19 protein-coding genes are annotated in these 18,616 nt (G+C 36.7%); 3 read left to right on the top strand and 16 right to left on the bottom strand.

Annotation, left to right across the window (positions count from 1 at the left end; genetic code table 11):
- Nucleotides 1–131 precede the first annotated feature (131 nt).
- The 12 genes from BANA01_RS04195 to BANA01_RS04145 all read right to left on the bottom strand — a co-directional run bounded on the left by BANA01_RS04195 (nt 132) and on the right by BANA01_RS04145 (nt 11,942).
- A complete protein-coding gene (locus BANA01_RS04195) occupies nt 132–1,781 on the bottom strand; it encodes a DUF4127 family protein (protein WP_063251794.1) in 1,650 nt (549 codons plus the stop codon).
- 23 nt (nt 1,782–1,804) lie between these two features.
- The gene (locus tag BANA01_RS04190; RefSeq protein WP_063251793.1) at nt 1,805–3,148 is read right to left on the bottom strand and encodes an FAD-dependent oxidoreductase; all 1,344 of its coding nucleotides are present in this window, start codon (nt 3,146–3,148) and stop codon (nt 1,805–1,807) included.
- 32 nt (nt 3,149–3,180) lie between these two features.
- Nucleotides 3,181–4,017 (bottom strand): carbohydrate ABC transporter permease, encoded by an 837-nt coding sequence (locus BANA01_RS04185; protein ID WP_082799381.1) that lies wholly within the window; start codon nt 4,015–4,017, stop codon nt 3,181–3,183.
- Nucleotides 4,007–4,942: a carbohydrate ABC transporter permease gene (locus tag BANA01_RS04180; protein ID WP_063251792.1), complete on the bottom strand. Its 936-nt coding sequence runs from the start codon at nt 4,940–4,942 to the stop codon at nt 4,007–4,009. The genes BANA01_RS04185 and BANA01_RS04180 overlap by 11 nt, the downstream gene beginning before the upstream one ends.
- 16 nt (nt 4,943–4,958) lie before the next feature.
- Complete coding sequence (locus BANA01_RS04175; protein ID WP_235847055.1) at nt 4,959–5,651, bottom strand: hypothetical protein; 693 nt, start codon at nt 5,649–5,651, stop codon at nt 4,959–4,961.
- A gap of 61 nt (nt 5,652–5,712) precedes the next feature.
- Complete coding sequence (locus BANA01_RS04170) at nt 5,713–6,993, bottom strand: ABC transporter substrate-binding protein (RefSeq protein WP_063251791.1); 1,281 nt, start codon at nt 6,991–6,993, stop codon at nt 5,713–5,715.
- Between the two features lie 101 nt (nt 6,994–7,094).
- Nucleotides 7,095–7,796, bottom strand: coding sequence for a response regulator transcription factor (locus tag BANA01_RS04165; RefSeq protein WP_063251790.1), 702 nt, complete (start codon nt 7,794–7,796; stop codon nt 7,095–7,097).
- Nucleotides 7,774–9,600, bottom strand: a complete 1,827-nt coding sequence (locus BANA01_RS04160; protein ID WP_063251789.1) for a sensor histidine kinase — start codon at nt 9,598–9,600, stop codon at nt 7,774–7,776. Before BANA01_RS04160 ends, BANA01_RS04165 begins: the two co-directional genes overlap by 23 nt.
- A gap of 250 nt (nt 9,601–9,850) precedes the next feature.
- Nucleotides 9,851–10,249, bottom strand: a complete 399-nt coding sequence (locus BANA01_RS30275) for a DUF3231 family protein (RefSeq protein WP_235847054.1) — start codon at nt 10,247–10,249, stop codon at nt 9,851–9,853.
- 15 nt (nt 10,250–10,264) lie between these two features.
- Entirely contained in the window at nt 10,265–10,858 is a 594-nt protein-coding gene (locus BANA01_RS30270) for a DUF3231 family protein (RefSeq protein ID WP_235847053.1), read from the bottom strand.
- 311 nt (nt 10,859–11,169) lie between these two features.
- On the bottom strand, nt 11,170–11,553 hold the full coding sequence (locus tag BANA01_RS04150; protein WP_063251788.1) for a VOC family protein: 384 nt from the start codon (nt 11,551–11,553) through the stop codon (nt 11,170–11,172).
- Between the two features lie 110 nt (nt 11,554–11,663).
- Nucleotides 11,664–11,942: an ArsR/SmtB family transcription factor gene (locus BANA01_RS04145; protein WP_063251902.1), complete on the bottom strand. Its 279-nt coding sequence runs from the start codon at nt 11,940–11,942 to the stop codon at nt 11,664–11,666.
- A gap of 256 nt (nt 11,943–12,198) precedes the next feature.
- Between BANA01_RS04145 and BANA01_RS04140 the strand changes: the two genes are divergently transcribed.
- Nucleotides 12,199–13,023, top strand: a complete 825-nt coding sequence (locus BANA01_RS04140; RefSeq protein WP_063251787.1) for an MBL fold metallo-hydrolase — start codon at nt 12,199–12,201, stop codon at nt 13,021–13,023.
- A 239-nt stretch (nt 13,024–13,262) separates the two neighbouring features.
- Here BANA01_RS04140 and BANA01_RS04135 read toward each other — a convergent pair whose 3' ends face one another.
- Entirely contained in the window at nt 13,263–13,565 is a 303-nt protein-coding gene (locus BANA01_RS04135) for an MTH1187 family thiamine-binding protein (RefSeq protein ID WP_063251786.1), read from the bottom strand.
- A 148-nt stretch (nt 13,566–13,713) separates the two neighbouring features.
- Here BANA01_RS04135 and BANA01_RS04130 point away from each other — a divergent pair, with 148 nt between their 5' ends.
- Nucleotides 13,714–14,145 carry a DUF192 domain-containing protein gene (locus BANA01_RS04130; RefSeq protein WP_063251785.1) on the top strand — a complete coding sequence of 144 codons (432 nt, stop codon included), beginning with the start codon at nt 13,714–13,716 and terminating at the stop codon, nt 14,143–14,145.
- Between the two features lie 73 nt (nt 14,146–14,218).
- On the opposite strand, the gene BANA01_RS04125 is transcribed toward BANA01_RS04130, so the two are convergent.
- Complete coding sequence (locus BANA01_RS04125; protein WP_063251784.1) at nt 14,219–14,950, bottom strand: MurR/RpiR family transcriptional regulator; 732 nt, start codon at nt 14,948–14,950, stop codon at nt 14,219–14,221.
- Between the two features lie 193 nt (nt 14,951–15,143).
- Here BANA01_RS04125 and BANA01_RS04120 point away from each other — a divergent pair, with 193 nt between their 5' ends.
- Nucleotides 15,144–16,472, top strand: coding sequence for a 6-phospho-beta-glucosidase (locus tag BANA01_RS04120; RefSeq protein WP_063251783.1), 1,329 nt, complete (start codon nt 15,144–15,146; stop codon nt 16,470–16,472).
- A 245-nt stretch (nt 16,473–16,717) separates the two neighbouring features.
- Here BANA01_RS04120 and spo0A read toward each other — a convergent pair whose 3' ends face one another.
- Complete coding sequence (gene spo0A / locus BANA01_RS04115) at nt 16,718–17,503, bottom strand: sporulation transcription factor Spo0A (RefSeq protein ID WP_063251782.1); 786 nt, start codon at nt 17,501–17,503, stop codon at nt 16,718–16,720.
- A gap of 387 nt (nt 17,504–17,890) precedes the next feature.
- Nucleotides 17,891–18,544, bottom strand: a complete 654-nt coding sequence (locus BANA01_RS04110; protein WP_268875050.1) for a DsbA family oxidoreductase — start codon at nt 18,542–18,544, stop codon at nt 17,891–17,893.
- Between the last annotated feature and the right edge of the window lie 72 nt (nt 18,545–18,616).

Genomic DNA, 18,616 nt, shown 5'->3' with positions numbered 1-18,616 from the left:
ATTTTTTATTTGTCTACTATATTAAGAATATTTTAATTGTTTTTTCCAACTATATAACGTTTTACTATATTTTTCTAGTATTTTATCAAAAAAGAAAAGCAACCTTAAAGATTGCTTTCCACTACTTTTGATTATTTGAGTTTCAGCTCAGGTTCCAGCTCTGCCTCAAAAATCCTCGGCCATGGCAGGTTAACATGAACACTTTCTAATGATGAAATGGTTTTGTAAAAATCCTTATTTCCTCTCGAACCTATATACACTTTTTTACCGTCAAAATATTGGTACCACACCTCTGTTTCAGCTGTTAGTTTTACTTTTACAAAATGGTTTACTGTATCATATTTATTGCCTAAGTCCCACTCACTTGCACCAATTTGTCCGATATAGACTCTTGCTGCTGGATGAACGACATTTTTATAGCCTTGGTCTTTGGCAAACCTGTGAAGTAAAAATTCATAATGGTTCTCAGCGGCCTGTTCATATAAAGGTACACCAAATCCTGATTTTTGTTCTAAAAATGCAGTGCGAGCTGCGGCATGCCCCACTGTAATACCAAGTGCATTTCCAGCTGTATTCCAGCCGCTATAGGATAAAATTTTTGTTAAATCTACACTTTTAGCAAGCTCAGTTACAAAAGCCTCGTCAGCCTTGTTTACGATTAAAACGTCACCAATCGCCACTTTTTTTCCATTCATAATTAATTCATTCGTTTTTGTGACAAGCTTTTCAATATCTTCTGACCGTGGTGTTCGACTCTCAGACGGAGTGTTTAATAGAAGATGAATGTCTGCGTCTTCCTGGTTATCAACGATTCTTCCTCCTGCAGAAACAATATGCTTCTGCACATTGTAATCAAAAGTTGTATCTTCAAAAGGAGCTATCCATTCATTCCCGTGTACTCCTCCATATTCAACAAAGAATGCAGGAGATGTCTTATAAAGTTGGTTCACAAATCGGGATACTAGGACCACTCCCACTTCATCTGCACCAGGGAAGACAGCAACTTGGTCTTGGACTCCTAATTCGTTCACTTTTTCAAGAAGCAGCTCTCTTTCTGCACGATGAAGTCCGTGAGGGGCCGCATCATCTTGTGCTAATATCAAATGGTCGATATAACCTTCATCTACCCAGTCAATCATTAAGTTATTAATTGTGTGGTTTCTAGCTCTAGCTTTCTTATAATCTTCTAAAACAGCTGCAGGGATCATTGACTCTAATTCCGCAAGTCTTTCTTTCCCTGGCATTCCTAGGTTTACTACCTTATCGTATAAAATCGTCCATTCGCTAATTTGAGAATAATACTTTAAATATTCATCACTAATGGCTGTAACGGCTAATCGTTGAATCGTATCAAAGACGTATACAGGCTTTTCCGGGTACAATTTTTTCAATTCTTTAATTACCTGAATATCCTTCGTTGCTTCTTCCAGCGATTTAACTCCTGTACGGGAAGCGACTAAACCGCCATAGGCAAGCATACTGGTTGAAATAACAAATCCATCAGCTTGTTCTCCATTCGCTAAAAGCCACTTACTAATTTCTTCTCCATCTCCTGGCTGCGTGAATTTACCTGTCATCTCTTTAGGTGGGGAAATGACTTCTATGCCAGCAGAAGCACCCACCTTCTCTGGAAAATAAACATTTGCAGGTCTGTCATCTAACGGAATCAGTAAGAGTTTCGCTTGTTCTTGTTTGATTTCTTTGGCTGACATCAAGGAAGCGGTACTAAAAAAGAGTAAAACAACTAGACATAGGGATATAATTCTTCTCAAGTGTTTCATGTGTTTCCTCCTTCAAAAAGAATTTAAATAACCACACCATTTTCTACCAAAATAGCTTGAAGCTTTTTAATATCAATATCTTTTGGTGCCACATCCTCGTTTATAGCAAGTGCAACTGCTGTACCTGCCGCCTGCCCGGTGGCCATTGCGCTAGGGGTAAGTCTTGTTGTTGCTAAAGCCTCATGAGTGGTTGAAATACATCTTCCTGCAACTAAAAGATTTACAATACCCTTTGGTACCAGACATCGATACGGAATCCCATAACATCCATCACCCTCGATGTCATTAGCTTGAACGCCTTTCCCGGTCGGGTCATGGATATCAACTGGATAACCACTAAGCGCAATCGTATCGTCGAATTTCTTTCCGGCAACAACATCCTCAATTGTGAGGGCATACTGCCCATCAATCCGTCTAGTTTCACGAATTCCAATTTGCGATCCTACAGCTGAGATTGAAGCTTTTCCAAAACCGGGGATATGCTGTTGTAAAAATTCAGCCATCATCAATACTTGCTTTCTACCTTCTTTTTCCGCTTTTGTTAAGTCAAAGACATCCGTTCCATCGAGACCTTGAACACGGGTGCAATTAACAAGAACTTCATCTTCTTCAGGACCTGCAAAAAAGAGAACTTGATCCCGATTGATTGGCACTCCCGATTCCTTCCATTCTTTATAAAAACCCTGTACGCCCGTAATGGGTATGACATCCAAATCGGAGATAGGTGTCTTTTTATAAAAATTACTTGGATCAGCCTTCATCGCTTCCTTTACTTTTGAAAGATCCACGCCTCTCATTCGAAACTTCATTGTCATCGGCTGTGTTTTACTATCCCCTTCTCGCCCTTTTAAACATGGAGCACCCGATAAGTAAGCAAGATCGGCGTCTCCTGTTGTATCCACAAATTGCTTCGATGCAACTTGTATGGGACCTGATTTTGTTGTTAGATTAATAGTGGTGATTTTATTATCTTCCACCTTAACCTTATCTACGAAACTATGAACAAGGACTTCTACACCTGCTTCTTCTAGCATATCTAATGCTAGCAGCTTATATTTTTCAGGATGATAAGGTGTTAATGTATTAGTAAACCCCACGGTATCACGCAAATGACCGGGTGAACCCTCTCTTTCCATTAAACGTTCCACGATTTCCTGTGCGATACCTTTAATGACCTGTTTACCTGACTCCGTGTGGAAGGTCATCCATGGATAAACAAGTGCTACGGTAGACATGCCCCCGAGGAAACCATATCTTTCAATAAGCAGCGTTCTAGCACCTGCTCTGCCTGAAGCAATTGCCGCATTAATTCCTGCAGGACCTCCTCCTGCCACGACGACATCAAATTCTAGTTCTCTTTTCAACATAGACACATCCTTTTTTGTATTTGCCTCTCTGATTACTTCCCTCCCGTCATGGCAACACCTTCAATAAATTGCTTTTGGGCGAAAAAGAAGACAATTAACAATGGAACTGTTGCCATCACTGAAGCACTCATCAGAAGCTCCCACTTCGTCCCCACTTCATCAGTGAACAGTGCCAAAGCTACTGGTAACGTCATTAGTTCTTTCGAGTTAATATAAATAAGCGGTTCATAAAATTCATTCCAGCTTGTTAAAAAAGTGAAAATTGTTAGTGTTGCGACGGCCGGTTTGGCTAAAGGAAGCATGATATTCCAATAAATCCGGAAATAAGAGCAGCCATCTAATTTTGCAGCCTCTTCTAGCTCCTTTGGTACCAATAAGAAAAATTGTCTCATGACGAAAACGCCAAATACGCCGGCCGGACCTAAAATCGGAATGGCAATTAAAGGGACATGTGTATTAATTAACCCTAAATCTCTCATAAATAAGAATAATGGGATGGTAATAACCTCAACGGGAATCATCATGGTACTTAACAAACATAGAAAAAGAAATGAGCTCCCCTTAAACGTAAGCTTTGCGAATGCATAACCCGCTAACGATCCCAAAAAGATCGTTCCAGCTGTTACTAATATCGCAATATAAAAGCTATTAAAATAGAAAAGATGAAATGGTGTCGATTCTAATACCTGTAAATAGTTTTCCCATTTAAACGGGTTTGGGATAAACTGAAATACAAAAACTTTTGTTGAATCCTTAAATGAAGTATTAATCATCCATAATAATGGGACAATCATGATGAGTGATATAAAGGTAAGCACTCCGTAAAATGATAGTTTAGTAAAAATTCCGCTCTTCTTTTTATTCTTCATGGAAAACCCACCTTCTTCTCGCACTCCATTGAATGATGGTAAAAAATAGGATAATCACAAATAAAACAAGTGCTATCGCCGACGCATAGCCAAAATCAAATAGTTTAAAAGCATTTTCCCAAATATAATAAACTAATACCTTGGTAGTATTTCCTGGTCCACCGTTAGTCATTACATAGATTTGTCCAAACACCTTCATGGAACCGATTACCGTTAAGATTAATGTTAAAAAAACAGTGGGGGTAATCATCGGCAGGGTGACATTCGTAAATTGCTTTAACCTGTTGGCTCCATCTAAATAGGAGGCTTCATAAAGATTTTTATCTACTTGCTGAAGGGCAGCCAAGAATAACACCATATTTAAACCAACATTTTTCAATGCACTTACAACAATAACTGCTCCCATCGCTAGATCCGGATCATAAAGCCATGCAGGTCCGTCAATTCCGACAGCAGCAAGTATTTGATTAATAAATCCTTCCTCGGTACCAAACATATACTTCCAAATAATCGACCACACCACAATCGAAGTCATAACCGGTATAAATATTGCTGTTCGAAATAATCCAATCCCAGGTAAACTCTTCTGTAACAGCAATGCCAATAACAGGGCCATCAGGATATTAATTGGTACAAGACCTGCTGCAAAAATGATTGTGTTTTTTAAAACCACCCAAAAGTCCGGATCATTGACTAGGCGTTGATAGTTTTCACTCCCAATAAAATTAGGATCTCCGAGAAGCTGCCAATCTGTTAAACTTATATAAATGGAATAAACTAACGGGAATAACATCACTAAAAGAAATCCAATCACCATTGGGCTGACAAATAAATAGCCATAAAACGCTTCACTGCCGATGAATTTCTTTCTTCTTTTTTTACCCGTAGTGGGTAGAACTTTCGTTGTTTGAACATTTGATTCCAACTTTCCTACCCCCTTTTTACAACAAATCGATTGCTTTTCGAAATAAGCTGATTCTTTCTTGAATACTTTCTTCGGTATTTCCTATCACGATTGCCCCAAGCATAACTGCTTTTACTCCTGCATTAGCAAGAATAGAAATGTCAGAAGGCACTAGCTTTCTTTGAGAAGGAACCAGAACAGGAACATCGACATGTTGGACAAGCCAATTATAGGCAAGTACATCCCTGAAGGTGAGTGGTGTCCCATATTCCTCCCCAGGAATGATAGATGCTTCTAAGGCGGTTATCCCAAGATGGTAAACCTTGCCCAACGTGTTTAGGGAATAGTCACTGGAGATAGCAAATGTTTTTTCAATCTTGTCTAGCCCAAGCATCCAGCTTGGTTTATCATGGGCATAAATAGAATAAAAATTGAACCCAAGAGCAATAAGCTGTTCCATTTCACTTTGTCTTATATCTTCAAATGATCCACCCGGAACGATTCCAAGCGGGCCAGAAAAATCATCCCTTATACTGCGAAATACTTCCACATAAGAATCCACTGACTCAAAAATATTTCCTGACGCACGATGATTGACATTCACATGCAGTTTAATAGCGTCTGCCCCAGCTTGAATGGCAGCCTTTGCTAAATCGAAGCGATTTTCTGGTAAACTCACAATTAAAGTCATTTTATTTTCTTTTAGTATTTGCTTTAATAATGCCGACAAGTCTTTCACCCCTGTAAAAGGTATGCGGTTAATCCTATGTAGGCTTAACCGCATCTTTTTGTTATTTCAATATCGGATTGATTTTTTCTTCCATACCTTTTAAGATGTCTTCTGGCTTTTTCAATTGACCAAATAATTCGTCAAACCCAAATTGAATGGCCGTATCAATTTTTTGCCATTCCACATGACCAGCCTGTAAGCGAGCATTATCCATTTCATCAATAACTGCACGTTTAATGCTTTCTGCCGGCGGGTTATTTGGCTGATTGACAAATGCGTCAGAGCTTAACACGGATTCGCGTGGTGGTACGAAGAAGGTAGATGTAGCTGTGATTCCTTCTTGGCTAGTAAAGAACTTAAGAAGTTCTTTCGCCTCTTCTGGATGTTTAGAATCTTTAAATAATCCATATCCTGCCTGACCTAACATTGGAAATCTACCTTCTGATCCTTCTGGAAGCGGGGCAATGTCCCACTCAAAATCTTTTACATTACGAGCAGCGGATACATAGCTGTAAACATCAAAGAACATTCCAATTTTTCCAGATTCAAAGCTTACTTGTTCACCTGCTTTAGGATGAGAGGAATCCTTAAACATCATGCGGTCTAACATATTTAAAGTTTCAATCCCTTGTGGGCTGTTCCAAGTAAATTTGCTTTGATCCTTATTAAACAAGTCTCCACCATTAGCCCATGTATGGGATAGTAAAGCAATCCACGTATTCCAGTCACGGAAAAAGTTCGCACCATAGACACCATTAGACGAAATCGCTTTTGCCGACTTTTCAAACTGCTCCCAAGTCCATGTTCCCGCTGTTACATGTTCATTTGGTGTTTTTTCACCAGCGTCAACGAACAAATTTTTGTTATAGAACATAACCATCGGGGGAGTAGAGAATGGAATTCCATACAATTTATTATCCTGTTCGAATAAATCGAGTGTCGATGGGAAAAAGTCATCCATGTTATAATCTTTATCATCTTTAAAGGATGAAACATCTGCCAATAGTCCATTTTCCATAAACTGAGGTGCCATGCGCTCTGCGACCCAGCCTACGTCCGGAAGCTCTTTACCAGCAGCTAAAACGGTAATTTTCTGCTGGTAATCTGGAAATGGTACACTTTCCATCGTTACATTAATATTCGGGTGTGTTTCATTAAATTTTGCAATTAATTTGTTGTACACTTCTTGATGCGCTTCATTTCCCCACATCATAAATGTCAACTCAACATCTTCATCCTTTGAACCATTTTCCTTCGATCCCGTTTCAGTGTTATTACTGCATGCCGCTGTAAACGTTATCATTAGTAGTGTTAAAAAAATGAGTCCTATTTTTCTCTTCATATGAATACCTCCCTTTGTCTTACATTTTAAAGGCATACTCTAACAAAAAATATCCCTTCAAGAAGAGATAAAGTTCGTTAATCATAGATTTTAAAAAAAATTTATGAATATTTCCGGAATTGTACAGGTGTTGTCCCAACTTCTTGCTTAAATACAGCCATAAAATGCTTAGGACTTTTATAGCCTGAAAGCTGTGCTACTTCATACACCTTTAAGCTGGTACCTTTTAATAATTGTTTCGCCCGTTTTAACCTTTCTTCCGTTATATATTCCGTGAAGGTTTGATTAAGCTCGGATTTGAATAATTGTCCGACATATTGAGGATTCAAATAGACATAATCAGCTATATGTTTTAAGGTGATTTCCCGGCTTAGGTTATCATTTATGTACTTCACGATTTTTTGAAATTGATTAGAAGTTTCTACTTTCTCCTCTTCCTCATCCTTAAAAATTTTTGATAATGTTTCCGATAGTTCAATCCTATTAATCGGTTTTAATAGATAGTCATTAATACCGTAGCGCATTGCTTTTCTTGCATACTCAAAATCACTATGCCCACTTAATATGATGATTGGTACATCATCCGAAACCTGTCTAATCCTCGAACTAAAGGTGAGTCCATCCATCCCGCCCATTCGAATATCAGTAATGATTAAATGCGGCATTCTTTGGTGAAAAAGGATTAGACCCTCCTCACCACTTTTCGCTTCCGTCACCCGATACCCGCCAATCACTTGTTCAAGTAATACTTTTAGTCCTTGTCGAATAATGGCTTCATCCTCAACCACTAATATTTCTTTCACGCGTCTTTTCCCCCATTCTTTGAATTGGTAGTGTCAATGTCACCGAAAATCCCTCTTGGTCCCTGCCATCCAATGAAACTCCAAATGGTTTTCCATATAGGAGCTGCAGACGTTCGTGCACATTTGAAAGTGCAATCCCATTATGTTTATCAGACGATATGTGTTGTTGATTCTCTATTACTCTCTTCAGCTTGATTAATTCTATCTCTGTAATCCCTTTTCCGTTATCACGAATGGATATCTTTAGAAGCCCACTCTCTACATAAGCCTTAATAAAAATGTACCCGCCTTTTTGAACAATACCATGAACAATCGCATTCTCCACGAATGGCTGCAATACTAATTTTGGCAATAATACATTTTTAAGATTTGGGTCAATGTCTTCACTATACTGAAGATTTTCACCTATTCTTACCTTTTGAATAGAGACATAGGAACGAATAAAGGATAACTCATCATCCAAAGTAATGATCTTGGATGAATTATCGATGGTGTACCGCAGTAGTTTCCCTAATGAAGAAACCATATCAGATACATCTAAATTTCCCTTTGTTATCGCAAGCATATTGATTGATTCTAACGTATTATAGAGAAAGTGGGGGTTCATTTGACTTTGCAGTGCCCTAATTTCAGCCTCTTTTTCTCGCAAACTCGTTTTGTATACCTCTGAGACAAGTCTGTCAATTTCATTAATCATTAGGTTAAACCCTTTTCCTAGATCACCAATTTCATCGTTCGAATTAATTGTTACTCTCTCCGCAAAGTTTCCTTTTTCCACCTTACCCATCGCTTTTCTTAAGGTGTGAATCGATTCTACCAACGGTTTTGAGAGTAAAAAACCTAATAAAAATGAGATTAGTATCCCCACCATGACAACGAATATAATCACCTTCCGAAGATGATTCACCTCGCTAAATACACTCGATCGGGGTGTAAGCATGATGGTTTTCACTCCTGAATAGCTTGACTGATGATAGACCATCATATATTCTGTTCCATCGATCGGGATGTTTGTATAATTATTCACCTTAATGTTTTCAATTTCTGTTAGAAAAGAAGCTTCAATTAATTTATCCTCTTTATTTGGGTAAATAAAATGGTTGTTCTTATCCAGGATAAAAATATGACTTTCCGTATTGGAACGGCTTACAATTTCATTGATTAATTCCTGCTTTAGATCAATTTTAATAATCCCAAGGTGTTCATGGCTAGATGGGTCACGTATAAGCCTGCCCACAGAGAATACAGATGTGTGTTTATTTAAATAATAATTTGGTTTATGTAATGGCAGCAGAACCCATTCCCCGTCTGCCTGCTTAATCTTTTTAATCCAGTCATTATCTGTTTCGAAAACTTTCAGCATAACCGTATTAGAATCTAAATTACTAAAGATTGTACCGTCATTTGCCATGATATGTATTCCTCTAATTTCATTACGCATATGAATAAGACTAGAAATATATCTCCACATTGGGACTCTTTCAGCTGCTGGAGGGAACGAAGTACCTTTACTCGGTGTTTGATGTGATTTCAATATATCCAATATCTCTTGATCATAAAATGGTGATAAGGATATAATCTGCATTTCCTTTAGATAGCGATTTAAATGCTGGTTGATTTGATCTGCCAATTGAATCTGATATTCTTCCGTTTTGTTCTGACTCGATTTGGCAAATTGATAGTATGTAATACTTCCTAAAATAGTAGCAGTTAGTAGAATAAGAAGAGAAAAAACAAGAATTAACTTAACTCTGTACGGGAGGGAAAGTAGACAATTTTTACTATTTTGATTCCTTTTCTTCATATTCTTGTATTCCCCCTTATTAATAGGTAATTAAAGCTTTAAACACGTTTATCGAAATGCGGATTTAATTACACCTTCAAACTATTATTTTAATTACTAACTTCCTATTCTCTAAAATAATAGTAATTCCTTCTTATTTCTGTATACAGCTTTTAAGCTTTTGTCTCAAAGCCCACGTTAGTTCAAAATGAAAAAAGGGATGCCTACTTAAAGCATCGCCTCGGATTGTTTAATAGTTTTTTATTTATAATTAAACTTTTCTATCTACTGCTTGGGGAGGTTGTTCAAACCATTTTTCTTTAATCGCTAAAAGTAAACCCAGTCCATAATACTTCTTCATATCATCTGAAATTTTGCTTAATTTAGAAGCTATATCCGTCCTTAAACTGGAAGTCATAGCCTGACTTATCATGGCAAAACAGAATATTCCCAAGCACGTATTCACAAAAAACAACATTAACTTATCAGAAAATGGAGACATTTCTAAATTGGAGATTTGATAGTCCCCTGAGGATGAGATCGGAATATTTTCTTTTTCAAGCACTTCTTGAAGTGAATCTAGTATTTTTTCAATCCCATCTCTCCCTTTAGCGAAATGTTGTTTCAGCTCTTTTGTTTGGGCTAATTTACTAAATGTGACAAAAACCATTTTAGAAAACTGTGCTCAATGTATAATCCTTGAAACATTAGCGATCTCAGGAGCATTTAAAGGTCTTGAAGCACCAAAAAATCCATTAAGATAGAAGAAGTTATCAGCAATTTCCACCTTACTATCTATTGCCACTTGCGGTGGTTTCAAATATATTCCTTTTGATAACATTAAGTCTACAATTTCATTCTGGATTCTTACAGAAAATGCAATGTTTACTTGGAAATGATCTCGGACATCGTTTCTGGTGCAATCTGATAATGCAATGGGATATGTACTCATTGGGAGGTGTGTTAAATCAAAACAAAAATGCATAATAAATGTATCTGAAAATACTTTAGGTGTGTCAACCCTTACGTCTTCATCGGTAAAACCAAAAGGGACCGTAAGATTCTCTTTGACAAAAATCTCCTGGAGTTCATTTATATTCTTTTGGGATTGATTTAACATCTGTTCTATCACTTGTTTTATTTCGCTATCCTCTGTACTTGCAAAAAAATATTGCAAAAGTCTTTGTTCCATACTGTTCATTAAAAAGGAAGACCATAGATTAGATACCTCATTTGCGGTTAATTCTATAAATGGCAATTTATTTATTAAATGACTCATTTTTTCCACTCCTTTCTAAATAATATCTCCAATCCTACACATAATATTAAATTCTTAATTAGTTAATCTGGAAATTGCATAAATTCTTGTTGTTTGAAATTTATCCTTTATCGATTTTTATTCAATGTTAGTTTAATAATTTGCTCTTGCGACCAGCTCATAAAGGAGATACGATTTGATGATATAATTTAAAAATACTTAACCCCGTCTATAATAAAAGACAGGGTTAAGTAAACTGGGGTTATTTTTATAAAAACTCTTCACAGAACAAATTTAAAAATTAACAAAAGCTCGTAGAAATAGACATGATGTTATTGCTGAATTATCTGAATAAGGTTGCCGCATGTATCGTCAAAGACAGCTATTTTGACCTCGCCCATTTTTGTCGGCTCCATCGTAAATTTCACGCCGTTTTCCAATAAGCGTTTATACTCCTTGTCAATATCTGCAACACCAAACATAGTTGCTGGGATGCCTTCAGAAGATATCTTCTTTTGGTACTCTTTTGAGGCAGGATGGGCATTCGGTTCGAGCAAAAGCTCGGTACCGTTTTGTTCATCTGGAGAAACAAGCGTTATCCATCTATATTCTCCGGTGGGAACATCATGCTTTTTTACAAAGCCTAGCTTTTTTGTATAAAACTCTAAAGCCTTGTCTTGATCTTCTACGAAAATACTAGTAACAATAATATTCATTCTGTTTTCTGTCTCCTTTGATATTTGTAGGGTAGTGTGCCGTGTTAATAACCTAGAATCAAGTAATAAAATCCATTTATTAGTCAGAAGTCCTATGCTGATCTATAAAATTACTCGATCCATCCTTTTAACAAATCTTTAAGTGGTTCATTGTTGAATTGAATTACTCGATATTTTCCCTTCCTTTTTGACTTTACGAGAGCTGCATCTTCCAATACAGAAAGATGTTTAGCGATTGCCTGTCGCGAAATGGCTAGGTCGTGCTTCATAATAAGCCGGACCGTAAGTTCATACAATGTCAACTCGTTACGTTCGGTTAGCTCGTCTAAAATGAGCCGTCGAGTGGAATCACTAAGTGCTTTGAATATGGCGTCTTTGTCCCAATTCATATGTAGAGTATAAGCAACCCTGAAGTTGCTTGTCAAGCACAAGTAACCTTAGGGTTGCATGATTTAAGATCTCCAACTCAAAAAAATTAAAGAGCGCATACAAGACAAACTTTTAACACCATCACTAGTAAAATTATTAGTTAACATAATATTATTATTTATAAAATGATATCCCTATTATTTTATAAATTAATGAATAACAATTCATTTTGTGTTAAAATTTTACAAAGGGTTCGGTAATGGGAGGTTTCATATTATGTTGTTTAAGAAGAATTTTAACCAACAGACGATAAATGGTGTTCAAGATGGAAACGGCACGGTATCATTTCAAGGGGTACAATTAAATGTTCATTGCTTCGTCGTGGATGGAGTTCTCATTGATACGGGTTCTGCTTCATTAGAAAAGGAGTTTCACCCATTTTTCAAACAACAAGATATCGATCAAGTGGTCATCACACATTTTCATGAAGATCATACCGGGTGTGCAGCTTTTTTACAATACGAGCTGAATCTTCCAATTTATATGAATAAAAGGAAGCTGGATTACTGTAAAAAAAAGCCGGATTATCCAATGTATCGGAAGGTTTTCTGGGGGAAGCGACGTCCTTTTCAAGCAAATCCCATTGGAAAAACCTTTTCATCGCGACATGCTACTTGGGACGTAATTGACACACCAGGTCATGCCATCGACCATTTAGCTTTTTTAAATCGTGAAACGGGCCAGCTATTTACCGGAGACCTATATTGCCAGGAAAAGACAAAGGTTACATTACGAGAGGAAAGTATCCCAACCATCATGGCTTCGTTAAAGAGGGTATTAACTTATGATTTCGGCGATGTATTTTGCTGCCATGCTGGCTTTCTAAAGGATGGACGTACATCGTTACAGAGAAAGCTAGATTATTTATTAGAACTCCAGGGGAATATTATCAATCTTCATGAAAATGGTTTGACACCTAGTCAAATTAGCAAAGCCCTTTTTCCAAAAAAATATCCCATCACCTTTCTTTCTTCAGGGGAATGGGAATCTGAGCATATTGTTAACTCGATTATTCAAGAACATAAATTTATTAATCAATGAAAATAGAGCCGAAATCCACAAACGATTTCGGCTGCCTACAAAACACATATTTTGATTTAAATATCCCATTGGATACAAGATTCGCAGATGACGATTAGGAAGAAAAAACGATTTTCTTTTTGTTCAGATTCATCTGGGATTACTTCCATACATAAAAAAAGCCAGTCCCCAATTTAACATTATGCATCCTAGCGTTTCCTTTTAGTTAACATAATATAATTACATTAAATACGATGGACTTATAATTTTGCTTGAACCGACTGTAACTTCCGCTCCATGGTATTTTCCTTGTCACGTCGGTCATCAATTCTAACGTTCGTACATACTCTCTGTAAACCTTTCTGAAACGGAACTTCATGAAGTTCATGAACAATCTGCAGCAATAATTTTAAATCACCTTCGATTAACGTACTCATTGGGGTTAATTGATACTTCACCCGTCCCTCATACTGTTGAAGCACTTTTTGTATTTCAGCTACATAGTCACTAACACTAGGTGTGCCTGTCCCAACTGGAATCACTGTAATATCGACAATTGCCATTAGCTTACCTCCTACTTTCTTCACTCATCATTAGGATATCACGAAAAATTGTGTTATAAAAATCCAACGAACCAATGTAACAAAATTGACTGGATATTTGTAAACTAATTTAATAGTCACTTTATTATGATAAATAGGAGGGTGCAATATGTTAAAAAATACAATAAAATTAATCGGTTTTCTTTTTCCTCAAAAAAAAGATGCAAGGCTTCAAACAAAGATGATTGACGTTTTTAGTGGAAAAAGGATTGTCAAATTAACCGTTCAAATTGCAGATACTCCTAAAAAAAGAGACAAAGGCTTAATGTTTGTTAAAAAATTACCGGATAACGAAGGGATGTTATTTGTATTTTCAACAAAAACATATGGCGGTTTCTGGATGAAAAACACCTTAATACCATTATCTATTGCTTTCCTAGATTCAGAAGGAAAAATTCTAAAAATACTTGATATGGTTCCCTGTAAAGAAGAAATTTGTCCTACTTATGATCCTAAACTTTTATATCATTATGCACTTGAGGTCAATCTTGGATGGTTTGCAAAGAATCAAATCAAACAAGGTGATTTTGTAAAGTTTTAGTAAATCATCTTACCTAAATAAGTTCTGAAGTGAGGTAATTTTTAATGAATATTTTGTGCCCATTACTGACGTCTCAATCATTCATTCTACCCCTTTCATACACTATCCGTGCCATTTCTTCTAAAATATAAACAACTGGAATTTGCGTGGTAATATTCGCAGTGTCAAAAAATTCCTCTGTCACATAATAAGAAACATTTTTATCTGACATTTTAGCAATCATGGACTGTGCATTATTTGTAATACTTAATATCATACTGCCTTTTTCTTTTAATTTATGTACGTGAGAGGTGGTAAACTCACTTTCTCCAGAAACAGAAAGTGCCACTGTAATACTATTATGTAAGTCAGCATGAACCGGCATATACCAGTCTTTTAAGTACGTAGAGAACTTCCCTAAACTTGAAAGATATCTTGCACCGTATTCTGCAAGGATTCCTGAACTGCCAATTCCAATGAAAAATACATGTTCTGCTTTAGAAATGGCTCCCGCAGCCTCCTCTAACTTCAAAATGAAATTCTCATTTTGAGTACGTTCAAAAAACTCAGTTAGCACATGCTGACCACTTTTAATCTTTGGGGTACTTTTTTCATCAAATAAAAGCTTTAGTTTTACTTTAAACTCCGAAAATCCTTCGCAATCCAATTTCCTACAGAACCGCATGATAGTGGAAGTGGACACATGCGCTTCATCCGCCAAATCACGTATACGCATATATACAACTTTTTCTTTATTTTGCATGATGTATTTGTAAAGCAGCAACTCAAGTTCATTGAATGTTGCAATGACCTCATTTGTAAACAAAGTCTTCTCTCCCCTTCATGTGAACATTGGATCTTTTGTTAGTAGTATACATCAAATGAGAAACACAGTGTTATTTTTGTGAAACAAATTTCTTTCGGTGAAAAAGAAATCTATCGCTTTCAACCCTATATCAATTCCCCTTTTTCTCTTCTAAAATAGTTTTATAAATTCGTTTTTTATTAGGAGGATGACCATGAGTAACGGAATTAAGATCGTAACGATTGGCGGAGGTTCAAGTTATACTCCCGAATTAGTGGAAGGTTTTATTAAAAGATACGATGAATTACCTGTAAGGGAATTATGGTTAGTTGATATAGAAGCAGGTAAGGAAAAATTGGAGATTGTTGGGAGTCTCGCAAAAAGGATGATTGAAAAAGCAGGTCTTCCGATTACGGTTCATTTAACACTTGATCGAAAAACGGCATTAAAAGGTGCCGATTTTGTTACAACACAATTTCGCGTAGGATTATTGGATGCTCGTGCGAAAGATGAAAGAATTCCTTTAAGCCACGGGGTATTAGGTCAAGAAACAAATGGACCTGGTGGCCTTTTCAAAGGATTACGCACCATTCCAGTCATTTTAGACATTGTAAAAGATATCAAAGAGCTATGTCCAAATGCTTGGCTAATCAACTTTACAAACCCTGCCGGCATGGTGACAGAAGCGGTTCTTCGCTATACGGACCACAAGAAAATCGTTGGTTTATGTAATGTTCCAATCGGAATTGAGATGGGAGTGGCAAAGTTATTGGATGTCGACCATTCTCGAATACGGATTGATTTCGCTGGTTTAAATCATATGGTCTATGGATTAGATGTGTATTTAGACGGGGTAAGTGTAAAAGATAAAGTAATTGAACTGTTAACGAGTCCAAAGAACAGCAGCTTTGTTAAAAACGTTGAAGGTCAAGGTTGGGAGCCAGAATTTATTCGCGCATTAAATGCACTTACTTGTCCATATCATCTTTACTATTATAAGAGTGACGAAATGCTCGAAAAAGAGCTAAAAAATTTTAAAGCGGGCACGACAAGAGCGGAAGTCGTGAAGAAGTTAGAAGAAGAATTATTCGAGCTATACAAAGATCCTAATTTGGCCATCAAGCCTCCTCAGTTAGAAGAACGTGGCGGAGCATATTACAGTGATGCAGCCGTTCGTTTAATTTCATCCATTTATAATGATAAACGAGACATTCAGCCTGTTAATACCATTAATAATGGAGCGATTGCTAGTATTCCTTATGAATCAGCCGTTGAAGTAAGTTGTGTCATCACAAAAGAGGGACCACAACCAATCATCAATGGTGATTTACCAGTTGCTGTTAGAGGACTAGTACAACAAATTAAATCATTTGAACGGGTAGCGGCTGAGGCAGCAGTTACAGGAAACTACGATACCGCTTTACTTGCTATGACCATAAATCCACTCGTTCCTTCTGATAAAGTGGGTAAAGTGATTTTGGATGAAATGCTAGAGGCACACAAAGAGCATTTACCACAATTTTTCCAAAAAGTAGAAGTTTAAAATTAGCAGTTTACTAGAAGAAGCTGTAGCTCAGTCGAAATAGGACTGAGCTATTGTTGATAAAAATTATAAGCGGAATAATTCCTCCTAAATTGGCAAATAACCATATTTCCTTTAAAATAACCGGAGTTTTTCCGTTTATCTTATCTAAATCTTTGGATTTTGTCATTATTAGAGCAGTTAATCGGAATTTCTCCGCCTATGAATACTCATACCTACACAAAATCGATATGGGAAAAGACGGATTATACAGAGGTGAAACCTCCAACTTCCATCCCTTTTTGCACCCTTAAATGCTCCGCAATCAAAGATATGAATTCACCATTAGTTGGTCGCCCTTTTAATGAACTAACTGTATTTCCGAATAAAAAATCTAATTGCTCCATACTTCCTCTATTCCATCCAACTTCAATTGCATGTCTTATGGCTCTTTCTACACGGCTTGGAGTGGTATGAAATTTGGATGCAATAGCGGGATATATTACTTTTGAAAAACTAGTTTCACAGCTATTATTTATCATGTGAATAGCTTCTCTTAAAAAAAAATATCCTTTTAGGTTTGCTGGAATACCTATGGAACGTAAAATATCGGTGATTTTTAATTCTAATTTTTTATCGTTATTTGGGTTATGTACTATCTTTTTTAAAGCTGGTTTCATTGAAACACTTTCTGAACAAATAGACAATATCATTTTTGGTAAATGGCTTAGTTCAATTGGTTTCATCAAAAAGTAGGATGCACCTAACTCCTTCGCTTGTGTTATGGTATCCTCAGTTCCAATAGAGGTAAGTATTATCACCTTTGTGGTTATGTTTTCTTCATATTTATTTTTTAATAAAGAAAGTCCATCGGAAAATGGCATAATCAAATCTAAAATGATTAAGTCTGGTTTCTGATTCTTTATTAACTCCATCCCCTTCTTTCCATCGTGCGCAACTCCAATCACCTCCATATCATTGAAAGTCGAGAGAAAATCTATAAGTATCTCTGTGAATGGTACATTATCATCAATTATTCCGATTTTTATCATATTTTTAATTCTCCTTATTTTGTTAATCAGAATTCATTCAGTTTTGTACTCATGGATTGCCTGTTTTATGTACCTATGCAGCTACTTTTTTTCTGGAGTTCAACTCCAAGTTCCATACTTGTTTTTGTTATTACTAGACGACCTCTGTTTAAATTAGTTCCGATAATAGAAAAAGCCAAAATAGAATAACCCTTTTACAGGGTGTATCTATTTTGGCTTATGTTTGAGCTCAATATAAATATTGTCTATACCATCTTCCAAATGGGAATATTTAATTTTTATGTTTTCTTTTATCAATTTAAATATTACCTTACCATTTCAAAAAAATCAAGAGAAACAGATATTTGCTATGAATAGTGCTTATTGACACATTACACGATCAAAACTTTACTTATTGGGGATTTCACAGCCATCATCATCACAATTTAGACCGTCTTCACTGTTTAAAACGGTGATTTGATTTTCTGCGACCACTTTTTTCAACGCCTGAACAAATGTCTCAGTAGGCTGAGCACCAGTCAGGGCATATTTTTTATTAATCAGGAAGAACGGGACACCTGTAACCCCATATTGTTTGGCGGTTTGCTCATCCGCACGGACAACATCACTCATGTCATCACTGGCGAGCATTTTTTCTACATCTTCCCTGTTCAACCCTACTTCAACCGCTAGCTCCGCTAAGGTTTTATGTTCTCCAATATGTTTGGATTCGGTAAAATATGCATGTAGGATCCGTTCCGTCATCTCTTTCATGAGTCCCTTATGTTTAGCATACATGGTCAAACGATGCGCATCGAAAGTATTGGTTAAGATTAACGTATCCATCTGATAATCCAATCCAGCTTCCTTCGCCATCTGTACCATTCTTTGCGTATTAGCCTTGGCTTGAGCGATACTCATGCCATATTTCTTGGCTAACCCTTCATAAATGTTTTCTTTAATATCACGTCCCATTGTCGGATCCAATTCGAAGCATCGATATGTCACTTCAACGGGATGGTCAAGCTGTTTAATAGCGTCCTCCAGACGCCTTTTGCCAATATAGCAAAATGGTCAAGCAAAGTCAGTCCACATTTCAATATGCATCCTAGTCCCTCCAATTCGTTATTCACA

This window comes from Neobacillus niacini NBRC 15566, from assembly GCF_001591505.1.
In the GTDB taxonomy this organism is placed as follows: Bacteria; Bacillota; Bacilli; order Bacillales; family Cytobacillaceae; genus Neobacillus; species Neobacillus niacini.
This window is presented reverse-complemented; position numbering and strand designations above follow the sequence as displayed.